Consider the following 12,669-nt stretch of genomic DNA (forward strand, 5'->3'; position numbering starts at 1 on the left):
AGGTTAGAATCACTTGGCATGCGGCCTGCATCCTGTCTACGTAATTCCCCTACGTAAAACCGACCCGTAGCGTCGCCTTCCCCCTGTCCCGCCGCGAGGAGGCCGACCTTGGACGCCGTCACCGTCAATAATTTCTTCCTGATCGGGGCGGTGCTGGTCGGCATGAGCATCCTCGTCAGCTCGCTGTCCTCCCGCCTGGGCATCCCGATCCTGGTGATCTTCCTCGCCGTCGGCATGATCGCCGGCAACGATGGGGTCGGCGGCATCGTCTTCGACAACTATCCGGTGGCCTACCTGGTGGGCAACCTGGCGCTCGCCGTGATCCTCCTCGACGGCGGCCTGCGCACCCGCGTCTCCAGCTTCCGCGTGGCGCTCTGGCCGGCATTGTCGCTGGCCACCCTGGGCGTGTTGGTGACCACCGGCCTGACCGGCATCGCGGCGGCCTGGCTGTTCGACCTGCACTGGATGGAAGGCCTGCTGATCGGCGCCATCGTCGGCTCCACCGACGCCGCCGCGGTGTTCTCCCTGCTCGGCGGCAAAGGTCTCAACGAGCGGGTCACCGCGACCCTGGAGATCGAATCGGGCAGCAACGACCCGATGGCGGTATTCCTCACCGTGACCCTGATCGAGATGCTCGCCAGCGGCCAGACCGGCCTCAGCTGGGGCTTCGTCCTGCACCTGGTGCAGCAGTTCGGTCTCGGCGCCCTGCTCGGTCTCGGCGGCGGCTGGTTGCTGCTGCAACTGATCAACCGCATGCACCTGGCCGGCGGCCTCTACCCGCTGCTGGTGATCAGCGGCGGCCTGCTGGTGTTCGCCCTGGCCAACGCCGTCGGCGGCAGCGGCATCCTGGCCATCTACCTGTGCGGCCTGCTCCTCGGCAACCGGCCGATCCGCAGCCGCCACGGCATCCTGCACATGCTCGACGGCATGGCCTGGCTGGCGCAGATCGGCATGTTCCTGGTCCTCGGCCTGCTGGTCACCCCCCACGACCTGTGGCCGATCGCCCTGCCGGCGCTGGCCCTGGCGCTGTGGATGATCCTGGTGGCGCGACCGCTGTCGGTGCTGATCGGACTGATCCCGTTCCGCGCCTTCCACGACCGCGAGAAAGCCTTCATCGCCTGGGTCGGCCTGCGCGGCGCGGTGCCGATCATCCTCGCGGTGTTCCCGCTGATGGCCGGCCTGCCGAACGCCCAGCTGTTCTTCAACGTGGCCTTCTTCATCGTCCTGGTCTCGCTGCTGGTGCAGGGCACCAGTCTGCCCTGGGCGGCCAGGCTGCTGCGGGTGGTGGTGCCGCCGGACCCGGCACCGATATCCCGCGCCGGCCTGGAGATCCACCCGACCAGCGAGTGGGAGCTGTTCGTCTACCACCTGAACAAGGAAAAGTGGTGCATCGGCGCCGCCCTGCGCGAGCTGAAGATGCCCGGCGGGACCCGGATCGCCGCGCTGTTCCGCGGCACCGAACTGCTCCACCCGTCGGGCAGCACCATCCTCGAGGCCGACGACATCCTCTGCGTGATCGGCCACGAACACGACCTGCCGGCCCTCGGCAAGCTGTTCAGCCAGGCGCCCGACCGCGGCCTCGGCGCGCGCTTCTTCGGCGACTTCGTGCTGGAAGGCGATGCCCAGCTGTCGGCGGTGGCCTCGCTCTACGGCCTGAAGCTCGACGGCATCGACGGCGAGCAAGCGCTGGGCCGCTTCATCGCCCACGAGATCGGCGGCGAAGCGGTGATCGGCGACCAGGTGGAGTGGAACGGCCTGACCTGGACCGTGGCCGCCCTGGAAGGCAACCGTATCCGCAAGGTCGGCGTGAAGTTTCCGGAAGGCCGCCCAGGGCCCGGACTTTTCCTCTGATTTCCTGTCGAATCCCCGTTCCGTGACGCCTTGCGGCGTCCCGGAGCCACCACTAACCTGCATTCACCCTTCTTCGAGTCTCTTCTCGACCATGCCTGCCCTCCGCTCCCTGATCGCTACTCTTTTCCTCGGCCTCTGCCTTGCCAGTCCGCCGCTCCTCGCCCAGTCCGAGCCGCCCTCGGCCGAAGCCGTCCAGCAAAGCCTCGACAAGCTGGCCGAACGCAAGCTCGCCGAAGCCGACCAGAAGGTCGTCAAGGCCAGACTCGAACAGACCCTCAAGTTCCTCGCCGCGCGCGACGAAGCGCTGCAGAGCCTGGAAGACCTGAAAAAGCGCCTGAGCGACGCGCCCCGGCAGATCGAGGATAACCAGCGCGAACTGGAGCGCCTGAAGAAGACCCGCGAACGCCCGGTCAGCGAGCGCTACAGCGGCGAGAGCGTGGCCCGCCTGGAGATGCTGCTCAACGACCGCACCACCCAGCAGGCCGAGTGGCAGAAGGCCCTGGGCGAGGCCAACAGCCTGTCGATCACCGCCGAGACCCGCCCGGAACGAGCCCAGGCCGGCATCAGCAGCATGCAGGCACGGATCCTGGAGATCGGCTCGCTGCTCAAGGCCGGCAAGGAAAGCGGCAAGGCGATCAACGCCGACCGTCGCGGCGAGCTGCTCGCCGAGCAGGCCGCGCTGACCGTGCAGAGCCAGCTGTTGCGCCAGGAACTGGCCGGCAACAACCTGCTGCAGGACCTCGGCAAGAGCCAGCACGATCTGCTCACCGAGAAGATCTCGCGCCTGGAAAAGGAAACCCTCGACCTGCAGGCGCTGATCAGCGAGAAGCGCCGCGAGCAGTCGGAAAAGACCGTCGCCGAGCTGTCCAAGGAAGGCGCCCAGGGGGCCGGCACCGACAGCCTGCTGAGCCAGGAGAACGCCAAGAACCTGCGTCTCTCCGACTACCTGCTGCGCGCCACCGACCGCCTCAACGTGCTCACCCGGCGCAACCTCGAGACCAAGCAGCAACTGGACAACCTGACCCAGTCCAACCAGGCCCTCGAGGAACAGATCAACGTCCTGCGCGGCAGCCTGCTGCTGTCGCGCATCCTCTACAAGCAGAAACAGGCGCTGCCGAAGATCAAGACCGACCAGAGCCTGGCCGACGAGATCGCCGACCTGCGCCTCGGCCAGTTCGAACTGAACCAGGAACGCGACAAGCTGGCGACCCCGCAGCAATACCTGGACGACCTGCTCGCCCAGCAGCCCAGCGAGCAGGTCACGCCGGAACTGCGCAAGGATCTCGACACCCTGCTGGCAACCCGTTCCGAGCTGCTCGAACGGCTCAACCACGAACTCAACGCGCTGCTCAACGAAGCGATCACCTTGCAGTTGAACCAGAAGCAGTTGCTTTCCACCAGCGAGAGCCTGCGCACCACCCTCGACGAGCAGATGTTCTGGATTCCCAGCAACCAGCCGCTCGACCTGTCCTGGTTCAAGATGACCCCGACCCTGCTGAAGAACCAGCTCACCGAGATCCCCTGGGGCTCCGGGGTGCGTGAACTGGGCGAAGGCCTGGTCGATCGGCCGCTGCTGTTCCTGCCGCTGTTCCTGCTGATCGCCGCTCTGCTGTGGAAACGCCGCTACCTGTACGACAAGCTGGCGGAGCTGAACGACGACATCGGCCACTTCAAGCGCGACAGCCAGCTGCATACCCCGCTGGCGATCCTGATCACCATCCTCCTCGCCCTGCCCGGCACCCTGACCTTCGCCGTCGCCGGCCTGGCCCTGCTGCTGGACGCCCGCGGCCAGAACGCCACCCTCGGCAGCGCCCTGCTGGAAATGGCTCAGGTCTGGCTGCTGTTCTACACCGCCCATCGCATCCTCACCCCGGGCGGCATCGCCGAGCGGCATTTCCACTGGAGCCGCGAACAGGTCGGCTTCCTCGACAGGCACCTGGTCCGCCTCGGCGTTGTGGTCCTGGCGCTGGTCGGCGTGGTGACGGTGGCCGAGCACCAGCCGGCGAGCCTGGCCGACGACGTGATCGGCATCGCCGTGGTCCTGCTCGGCTACGCGGCCATGGCCTGGCTGCTCAGCCGCCTGCTGTTCAGCAGCCCCGGCGACGAGCGTCCGTCGCTGATCAAGATGATCGTCGGCCTCCTCTTCACCGCGCTGCCGCTGGTGCTCTTCGTCGCGGTCTGCTTCGGCTACTACTACACCTCGCTGAAGCTCACCGACCGTCTCATCGATACCCTCTACCTGCTGCTGCTCTGGTTCGTCATCGAAGCCGCCTTCGTCCGCGGCCTGGGCGTGGCGGCCCGGCGCCTGGCCTACGCCCGGGCCCTGGCGAAACGGCAGAACGCGGCGAAGGAAGGCGTCGACGGCGAGACCAACGTCGAGGAGCCGACCCTCGGCATCGAGCAGATCAACCAGCAATCGCTGCGGCTGATCCGCCTGGCCCTGCTGATCGGCTTCATCGTCTGCCTGTACTGGGTCTGGGCCGACCTGATCAGCGTGATCTCCTACCTCGACAACGTCACCCTGTACCAGTACACCGCCGGCACCGGCGAAGCGGCCACCAGCGTGCCGATCAGCCTGCGCGACTTCCTCGCGGCGCTGGCCATCGCGGTGGTCACCGTGGCCCTGGCGCGCAACCTGCCCGGCCTGCTGGAGGTATTGGTGCTACAGCGCCTGACCCTGGCCCAGGGCAGCGCCTACGCCACCACCACCCTGCTTTCCTATGCCATCAGCGGCATCGGCATCGTCAGCGCCCTGTCCACCCTCGGGGTCAGTTGGGACAAGCTGCAATGGCTGGTGGCGGCGCTCTCGGTAGGGCTCGGCTTCGGCCTGCAGGCGATCTTCTCCAACTTCGTCTCCGGCCTGATCATCCTTTTCGAGCGTCCGGTACGAATCGGCGACGTGGTGACCATCGGCAACCTGTCCGGCACGGTCAGTCGGATCCGCATCCGCGCCACCACCATCACCGATTTCGACCGCAAGGAGATCATCGTCCCGAACCAGACCTTCATCACCGGGCAACTGGTGAACTGGTCGCTGAGCGATACCGTGACCCGGGTCACCATCAAGATCGGCCTGGCCTACGAGACCGACCTGCCGCTGGCGCGCAAGCTGATGATGCAGGCGGTCAAGGAAAACCCGCGGGTACTGCGCGACCCGGAGCCGCTGCTGTACTTCCTGACCATCAGCGCCAGTACCTTCGACTACGAGCTGCGCTTCCACGTCCGCGAACTGGGCGACCGCAACCCCTCCACCGACGAGATCCTGACGAAGATCGCCACCAGCTTCCGCGAACACAAGATCGACATGGCTTTCAACCAGGTCGATGTGTTCGTCAAGAACCTCCAGGGCCAGCAGGTCCAGCTGTTCGTCGGCGAGCCGCAGCACAGCGGCGTCGGCAATCCGCCCGCGCTCAAGGGCCAGGACGGTCCCGCCGAACCGACCCGCTGAACCTCCGGGCCTGGACGCCCTCCGGCAATTCCCAGCACAATGCTCGGGAATTGCCGGAGGCCTCTCTTGAAATCACTCGACGACCTCGACTTCGACAACCGCTTCGCCCGCCTGGGCGACGCCTTCTCCACCGAAGTCCTGCCCGACCCCATCGCCGAGCCGCGCCTGGTGGTAGCCAGCCCCGCCGCCCTGGCGCTGCTCGACCTGCCAGCGGAAACCAGTGACGAAGCGCTGTTCGCCGAGCTGTTCGGCGGGCACAAGCTGTGGTCGGAGGCCGAGCCGCGGGCGATGGTGTATTCCGGCCACCAGTTCGGCTCCTATAACCCGCGCCTGGGCGACGGCCGCGGCCTGCTGCTCGGCGAGGTGATCAACCAGGCCGGCGAGCACTGGGACCTGCACCTCAAGGGCGCCGGCCAGACCCCCTACTCGCGGATGGGCGACGGGCGCGCCGTGCTGCGCTCGTCGATCCGCGAGTTCCTCGCCTCCGAAGCCCTTCCGGCACTGGGCATTCCCAGCAGCCGGGCGCTCTGCGTGATCGGTTCGAGCACGCCGGTCTGGCGCGAGAAGAAGGAAAGCGCGGCGATGCTGCTGCGCCTGGCGCCCAGCCACGTGCGCTTCGGTCACTTCGAATACTTCTACTACACCCGCCAGCACGACCAGTTGAAACAGTTGGCGGCGTTCGTCCAGGAACACCACTTCGCCGACTGCAACGCAGCCGAGCGGCCGTACGCGGCGATGTTCCGCCAGGTCGTCGAGCGCAACGCCGAACTCATCGCCCGCTGGCAGGCCTATGGCTTCTGCCACGGGGTGATGAACACCGACAACATGTCGATCCTCGGCATTACCTTTGACTACGGGCCCTACGCCTTCCTCGACGATTTCGACGCCAATCACATCTGCAATCACTCCGACGACGCCGGCCGCTACTCCTTCAGCAACCAGGTACCGATCGCCCATTGGAACCTGGCCGCCCTGGCCCAGGCGCTGACGCCACTGGTGGAAGTGGACGAACTGCGCGCCAGCCTCGACCTGTTCCTGCCCCTCTACCAGGCCCACTACCTCGATCTGATGCGCCGGCGCCTGGGCCTGGGCGTCGCCGCGGAGAACGACCAGGCCCTGGTCCAGGAACTGTTGCAGCGCATGCAGGGCAGCGCGGTGGATTACTCGCTGTTCTTCCGCCGACTCGGCGAGGAGACTCCGGAGCGGGCGCTGGCCAGCCTGCGCGACGACTTCGTCGACCGCGAGGCCTTCGACCGCTGGGCCGAGGCCTACCGCCGGCGCGTCGAGGAAGAAGGCGGAGACCAGGAGTCGCGGCGCCGGCGCATGCACGCGGTCAATCCGCTCTATGTGCTACGCAACTACCTGGCACAGCAGGCTATCGAAGCGGCCGAGCAGGGCGACTACACGGAAGTCCGCTTGCTGCACCAGGTGCTGAGTCGCCCGTTCGAGGAACAGCCGGGCATGGAGCGCTTCACTCGGCGCCCACCGGACTGGGGGCGGCACCTGGAAATCAGTTGCTCCTCCTGACGGGATGCCCTGACAGAACGGCGGCCGATAATGCCGCAATGGAATAAATACCTTCGGAAAACTTCTTAGACGCACTAAGAAAAGCCGATTATCTTCGCCGCCACACTTATTCCAGCCTGTTCTACCACCTCCTGTCAGGCGCCTTGCCGCATGAAGATACGCGACCTCGATCTCAGCCAGAGTTCGATCAACACCGAACACCAGGCGCTAGGTCTGCCTCCTGTCGAAGATTTCGTCACCCATCCGGACGACCACCCGGTACTGCGCGCCGCCATGTGGGCGGCGGTGCTGATCCTGGTCGGCCTGCTCGCCTTCCTGGCCTGGCGCCTGTTCTTCGACAACGGCGGCAGCAACGGCTTCGAGATCATCGAGCAGGCCCTGACCAGCCGGGGTTTCTGGAGCGCGGTGGCGGTGGGCTTCTTCGCCCAGGTGATCGACGGTGCGCTGGGCATGGCCTATGGCATCACCGCGACTACCTTCCTGCTCAGCGCTGGTGCCACGCCGGCCGCTGCCAGCGCCAGCGTGCACATCGCCGAAGTGTTCACCACCGGCTTTTCCGGGATTTCCCACGTCAAGCTCGGCAACGTCAACAAGTCACTCTTCCTCCGCCTGCTGCTGCCGGGAATGATCGGCGCGGTGCTCGGCGCCGTGCTGATAACCCGCTTCGACGGCCACCAGCTCAAGCCCTTCATCTCCGCCTACCTGCTGCTGATGGGCCTGTACATCCTGAGCAAGGCCTACCGCCACGTGATCAAGCGCCGGGCACCGCGCCACGTGGCCAAGCTGGCACTCTTCGGCGGCTTCGTCGATGCTGCCGGCGGCGGCGGCTGGGGCCCGGTGGTCACCAGCAGCCTGATCGGCTCGGGTAGCGACCCGCGCACCACCATCGGCTCGGTGAACTTCGCCGAGTTCTTCCTGACCATCGCCAGCGCCACCTCCTTCATCCTCCTCGCCGGCCAGCCGGACACCTGGAAGATGGTCGCCGGGCTGGTCTTCGGCGGCCTGTTCGCCGCACCGTTCGCCGCCCTGCTGTGCAAGAAGCTTTCGCCGCGCACTTTGCTGGTCATCGTCGGCACCCTGATCACCCTGATCAGCGCCTACAACATCTACATCGGCCTGCGCTGAAACCGACGCCGCCGCTCAGGCATAAGCGGCGAACACAACAGTCTAACCAGGCACGCTTTTCCTTGCCCGGGCGCATTGACCCGCCCGGCGCGCTTTCCCATGCTGCGTCCTTCCAATCTGCCCGAAGGAACGCTGCATGAAACTGGAAACCCTGGCCGTCCACGCCGGCTACAGCCCTGACCCGACCACCCGCGCGGTGGCGGTGCCGATCTACCAGACCACCTCCTACGCTTTCGACGACACCCAGCATGGCGCCGACCTGTTCGACCTGAAGGTACCGGGCAACATCTACACACGGATCATGAACCCCACCAACGACGTACTGGAACAGCGCGTCGCGGCGCTGGAAGGCGGGGTCGGGGCGCTGGCGGTGGCCTCGGGGATGGCGGCCATCACCTACGCGATCCAGACCGTCGCCGAGGCCGGCGACAACATCGTCTCGGTGGCCAAGCTCTACGGCGGCACCTACAACCTGCTGGCCCACACCCTCCCACGCATCGGCATCCAGGCGCGCTTCGCCGCCCACGACGACATCGCCGCCCTGGAAGCGCTGATCGACGAGCGGACCAAGGCCGTGTTCTGCGAAACCATCGGCAACCCGGCGGGCAACATCATCGACCTGCAGGCACTGGCCGACGCCGCTCACCGCCACGGCGTGCCGCTGATCGTCGACAACACGGTAGCCACCCCGGTGCTCTGCCGGCCGTTCGAGCACGGCGCCGACATCGTCGTGCACTCGCTGACCAAGTACATGGGCGGCCACGGCACCAGCATCGGCGGGATCGTGGTCGACTCCGGCAGATTCGACTGGGCGGCGAACAAGTCGCGCTTCCCGCTGCTGAACACGCCCGATCCGTCCTACCACGGCGTCACCTACACCGAGGCCTTCGGACCCGCCGCCTTCATCGGCCGCTGCCGGGTAGTACCGCTGCGCAACATGGGCGCGGCGCTCTCGCCGTTCAACGCCTTCCTCATCCTGCAGGGCCTGGAGACCCTGGCGCTGCGCATGGAGCGCCACTGCGACAACGCCCTCGCCGTAGCCCGCTACCTGCAACAACATCCGCAGGTGGCCTGGGTGAAATACGCCGGCCTCGCCGACAACCCCGAGCACGCCCTGGCCCGGCGCTACCTGGGGGGCCGCCCGGCGGCGATCCTGTCCTTCGGTATCCAGGGCGGCAGCGCCGCTGGCGCGCGCTTCATCGACGCGTTGAGGCTGGTGGTGCGGCTGGTCAACATCGGCGACGCCAAGTCCCTGGCCTGCCACCCGGCGAGCACCACCCACCGCCAGTTGAACGCGGAGGAACTGGCCCGCGCCGGAGTCTCCGACGACATGGTGCGGCTGTCGATCGGCATCGAGCACATCGACGACATCCTCGCCGACCTCGACCAGGCCCTGGCCGCCGCCGCACGCTGAGCGGATCGGTCAGTCCGGGCGAGCGTTTCGGTCCTTGCCCGGCCTGGCCAGCCGGCTAGTCTGGCTGGGATCCCCGACATGGAGAACGCCATGCCACTGCCCACCGAACTCGCCAGGCACCTGACCGAAGAAAAGATCGCCTTCGTCCAGCGCAGCGGACTCAGGGCGGAAGTCCTCGAACCCGGCCACGTGCGCCTGCGCATGCCGGGCGCCGGCAACGAGAACCACATCGGCAGCATGTACGCCGGGGCGCTCTTCACCCTCGCCGAAATTCCCGGTGGCGCGCTGTTTCTGACCAGCTTCGACAGCGCCCGCTTCTATCCCATCGTCAAGGAGATGACCTTGCGCTTCCGCCGCCCGGCCAAGGGCGACATCCGCGTCGAGGCACGCCTGGATGCCGAGCGCATCCGCCAACTGGAAACCGAGGCCGGAGAGCGCGGCAAGGCCGAATACAGCCTCGAACTGCAACTCACCGACGAGCAGGGGGAGGTGGTGGCGGAAAGCACCGCGTTGTACCAGCTACGCAGCCACGCGCGGCCCTGACTGGCAGATTTCGCAGGGCCCGGCGAAGGTTTTTTCTGCCGTGGATCAAGGTCCGTAGCGAGCTGCGGCGCGACAGTGGGGAAGCCAGCGTAGCCATCCCACGGAGTCCGCCATGATCCGCCACCTCCTGGTCGCCCACGACCTCACCCCGGAAGCCGACGTCGCCCTCGCCCGCGCCGCCCAGTTGGCCCGCCAGCACGATGCGCGGGTCAGTCTGCTGCACGTGTACGACCCGGGGCTATCGGCGTCGGCGGTGAAGACCGTCAGCGCCATGCTGCAACTCAAGCGCAAGGAGGCCGGCCTCGACGAGGACAGCGCCATCCACCTGTTCAGGGGCCAGCCGATCGACGGCATCCTGCAGCAGACCCGGGCGCTCGAACCGGACCTGCTGCTGATGGGCGCACACCACCAGAAGACCTTCGAACGCTTCGGCAACACCACCCTCGACCAGGTGGTGCGGCGCAGCCGGGTGCCGGTGCTGCTCGCCGTGCGCGAGGCGGACGAACCCTACCGCCAGGCGCTCAGCGCCCTGGACTTTTCCCAGTGCGCCTGTACCGCGCTGCGCCAGGCCTACCGCCTGCTGCCGGTGGAAGCCGACCTGCACGCCCTGCACGTGTTCGAGTCCCCCGACGACGGCGTGCTCGGCCTGCCCCGGCAGAATGCCGCGCACCTGGCCACCCAGGCCGGGCTGATCGAACAATTGCTGAGCGACGAGCAGGAGCGCCTGCCGGGCGTCGGGCCGCAGCTGAGCCACGAAGTGGTTCCCGGCGTGCTGCCGTACAGCCTGGACGCCGCGTTGAAGCAGCGCCAGCCGGAGCTGCTCGCCCTCGGCCGGCACAGCCGAAACGCGCTGATGCAGGCGCTGCTCGGCAACCTGGCGCAGCGTTACCTGCGCCAGCCGAGCTGCGACGTCCTGGTTACCTCGTAGAAGCGCTGCCGCAGAGGCTGCTCAGCTTTCGAGCAGCCCGTGCAACTCGACGAACTGCTGGGTCAGCTTGTGCCGCGGTTCGAGGAAGATCAGCGGGGTGCAAGCCTGGTGCGACTCGCGCATCTTCACCGAACTCATCAGGTACACCGGCAGCACCGGCAGTTCCTCCGCCACCAGCTCGTCGAGCAGTTGCTGCGGCAGGCTGGCGCGCGGCTGGAACTGGTTGACCACGATGCCCTCGACCTGCAGGTCTTCGTTGTGGTCGTCGCGCAGTTCCTCGATCTCCTGGAGAAGGCCATACAGCGCCTGGCGGGAGAAGCTGTCGCAATCGAAGGGAATCAGGCAGCGATCGGCAGCGATCAGCGCAGATACCGTGTAGAAATTCAGTGCCGGCGGGGTATCCAGGTAGATCCGGTCGTAGTCTTCGTCCAGTTCGTCCAGCAATTTGCGCAGCTTGTTGATCTTGTGCTTCGACTCCAGCTTCGGCTGCAGGTCGGCCAGTTCGGGGCTGGAGGTGACGATGTGCAGGTTGTCGAACGGCGTCTCGTAGATGTCGACCCTGCCCTTCTTGCTGAAGGGTCCGGAAGACAAGGTCTGCTTGAAGAAGTCGGCGATCCCCACCGGCAGGTCCTCGCCGGTCAGTCCGGTCAGGTAGTGCGTGGAGTTGGCCTGGGCGTCCAGGTCCACCAGCAGGGTGCGATAGCCCTCCGCCGCGCTGACCGCCGCCAGGTTGCAGGCGATGCTGGACTTGCCTACCCCGCCTTTCTGATTGAACACCACGCGCCGCATGGGAAATCTCCGTGAGCCGAGCCTGATCCCGGATGATAGGCAAAGCCGCGGGCAAGCGCGAGCGCCGTCTCGGTCCTGACGTAGAGCGGTTCAGCGCCGGCGCAGGCTGGCCGCCTCGCGGGTCACCAGGTCGATGAAGGACAGCGCCAGCGGCGAGCCCTCGTTCTGCCGGCGGACCAGCCATACCGCAGTCGTCGCCTCGGGATCGCTCAGGGTGCGGTAGACCACGCCGTCGACCCGGGTGCGGCGGAACGACGCCGGCAGGATCGACACCCCCAGTCCAGCCGAGACCAGGCCGATGATGGTCATCGCCTCGCTGGCCTCCTGGGCGATGCGCGGGCTGAAGCCGGCCTGTCGGGTCAGGGCGATGACCTGGTCGTAGAGCCCGGTGCCGTAGCTGCGCGGGAAGAACACGAAGGGCTCCTCGGCCAGGGCGGCGATGGCCAGGCCATCCTCGCTGCCGGCCGCCAGCGGATGGTCGGCCCGCAGCACCGCCACCAGCGGTTCGCGGAACAACTCCACCCAATGCACCGCATCCGGCAGCGCCAGCGGGCGGATCACGCCCACCTGCAGGCTTTCCTCGAGCAGCGCCTTGAGTACCTGGCGGCTGCTCATTTCCTGCAGGTCGAGGTGTACGTCCGGATAGGCCTTGCGGAAGGCATGGATGCTGCTGGGTATGGTCGAGGTGAAGGGTGCCGAGGAAGTGAAACCGATCTTCAGCTCGCCCAGTTCCCCCAGGTGGGCGCGACGCGCCAGCAGCACCGCCTTGTCTACCTGGGCCAGCACCTGGCGGGACTCGTCGAGGAACAGCCGGCCGGCGTCGGTGAGTTCGACGCGGCGGTTGGTGCGCTCGAACAGGCGCGCACCGATTTCCTCCTCCAGCGCCTGGATCTGCTGGCTCAACGGCGGCTGGGAGATCCCCAGGCGCTCGGCGGCGCGGCCGAAGTGCAGCTCCTCGGCGACGGCGATGAAATAGCGCAGGTGCCTGAGTTCCAAGCGGCCCCTCCTATTAGGTGTTTTTACATATCAATCGTGTCGATCAAT

The 12,669-nt window shown here is 66.8% G+C and carries 9 protein-coding genes; 7 read left to right on the forward strand and 2 right to left on the reverse strand.

What is annotated here, in order from left to right; all coding sequences use genetic code 11:
• The first annotated feature begins 108 nt into the window (after nt 1–108).
• The 7 genes from VQ065_RS28820 to VQ065_RS28850 all read left to right on the forward strand — a co-directional run bounded on the left by VQ065_RS28820 (nt 109) and on the right by VQ065_RS28850 (nt 10,836).
• Nucleotides 109–1,851 (forward strand): potassium/proton antiporter, encoded by a 1,743-nt coding sequence (locus VQ065_RS28820; protein WP_003095795.1) that lies wholly within the window; start codon nt 109–111, stop codon nt 1,849–1,851.
• A gap of 91 nt (nt 1,852–1,942) precedes the next feature.
• Nucleotides 1,943–5,299, forward strand: coding sequence for a mechanosensitive channel MscK (gene mscK, locus VQ065_RS28825; protein ID WP_003095799.1), 3,357 nt, complete (start codon nt 1,943–1,945; stop codon nt 5,297–5,299).
• 66 nt (nt 5,300–5,365) lie between these two features.
• Entirely contained in the window at nt 5,366–6,826 is a 1,461-nt protein-coding gene (selO, locus tag VQ065_RS28830) for a protein adenylyltransferase SelO (protein WP_003095801.1), read from the forward strand.
• Between the two features lie 150 nt (nt 6,827–6,976).
• Nucleotides 6,977–7,951, forward strand: coding sequence for a sulfite exporter TauE/SafE family protein (locus VQ065_RS28835; protein WP_003095804.1), 975 nt, complete (start codon nt 6,977–6,979; stop codon nt 7,949–7,951).
• A 136-nt stretch (nt 7,952–8,087) separates the two neighbouring features.
• Entirely contained in the window at nt 8,088–9,365 is a 1,278-nt protein-coding gene (locus VQ065_RS28840; protein WP_003095806.1) for a bifunctional O-acetylhomoserine aminocarboxypropyltransferase/cysteine synthase, read from the forward strand.
• Between the two features lie 90 nt (nt 9,366–9,455).
• The gene (locus VQ065_RS28845; protein ID WP_003095808.1) at nt 9,456–9,908 is read left to right on the forward strand and encodes a YiiD C-terminal domain-containing protein; all 453 of its coding nucleotides are present in this window, start codon (nt 9,456–9,458) and stop codon (nt 9,906–9,908) included.
• Nucleotides 9,909–10,020: 112 nt separating this feature from the next.
• The gene (locus VQ065_RS28850) at nt 10,021–10,836 is read left to right on the forward strand and encodes a universal stress protein (protein ID WP_003095811.1); all 816 of its coding nucleotides are present in this window, start codon (nt 10,021–10,023) and stop codon (nt 10,834–10,836) included.
• A gap of 21 nt (nt 10,837–10,857) precedes the next feature.
• On the opposite strand, the gene VQ065_RS28855 is transcribed toward VQ065_RS28850, so the two are convergent.
• Nucleotides 10,858–11,625 (reverse strand): ParA family protein, encoded by a 768-nt coding sequence (locus tag VQ065_RS28855; protein WP_003095812.1) that lies wholly within the window; start codon nt 11,623–11,625, stop codon nt 10,858–10,860.
• A 90-nt stretch (nt 11,626–11,715) separates the two neighbouring features.
• The gene (locus tag VQ065_RS28860) at nt 11,716–12,621 is read right to left on the reverse strand and encodes a LysR family transcriptional regulator (RefSeq protein ID WP_003095817.1); all 906 of its coding nucleotides are present in this window, start codon (nt 12,619–12,621) and stop codon (nt 11,716–11,718) included.
• Nucleotides 12,622–12,669 lie beyond the last annotated feature (48 nt).

The organism is Pseudomonas sp. KBN10P06128 (genome assembly GCF_037574945.1).
In the GTDB taxonomy this organism is placed as follows: domain Bacteria; phylum Pseudomonadota; class Gammaproteobacteria; order Pseudomonadales; family Pseudomonadaceae; genus Pseudomonas; species Pseudomonas aeruginosa.

What these genes read in the sequence shown, in the direction of transcription:
- mscK (WP_003095799.1), top strand. Translation starts at nt 1,943, where the DNA reads ATGCCTGCCCTCCGCTCCCTGATCGCTACTCTTTTCCTCGGCCTCTGC.
- VQ065_RS28845 (WP_003095808.1), top strand. Translation starts at nt 9,456, where the DNA reads ATGCCACTGCCCACCGAACTCGCCAGGCACCTGACCGAAGAAAAGATC.
- VQ065_RS28855 (WP_003095812.1), bottom strand. Translation starts at nt 11,625, where the DNA reads ATGCGGCGCGTGGTGTTCAATCAGAAAGGCGGGGTAGGCAAGTCCAGC.
- VQ065_RS28835 (WP_003095804.1), top strand. Translation starts at nt 6,977, where the DNA reads ATGAAGATACGCGACCTCGATCTCAGCCAGAGTTCGATCAACACCGAA.
- VQ065_RS28850 (WP_003095811.1), top strand. Translation starts at nt 10,021, where the DNA reads ATGATCCGCCACCTCCTGGTCGCCCACGACCTCACCCCGGAAGCCGAC.
- VQ065_RS28840 (WP_003095806.1), top strand. Translation starts at nt 8,088, where the DNA reads ATGAAACTGGAAACCCTGGCCGTCCACGCCGGCTACAGCCCTGACCCG.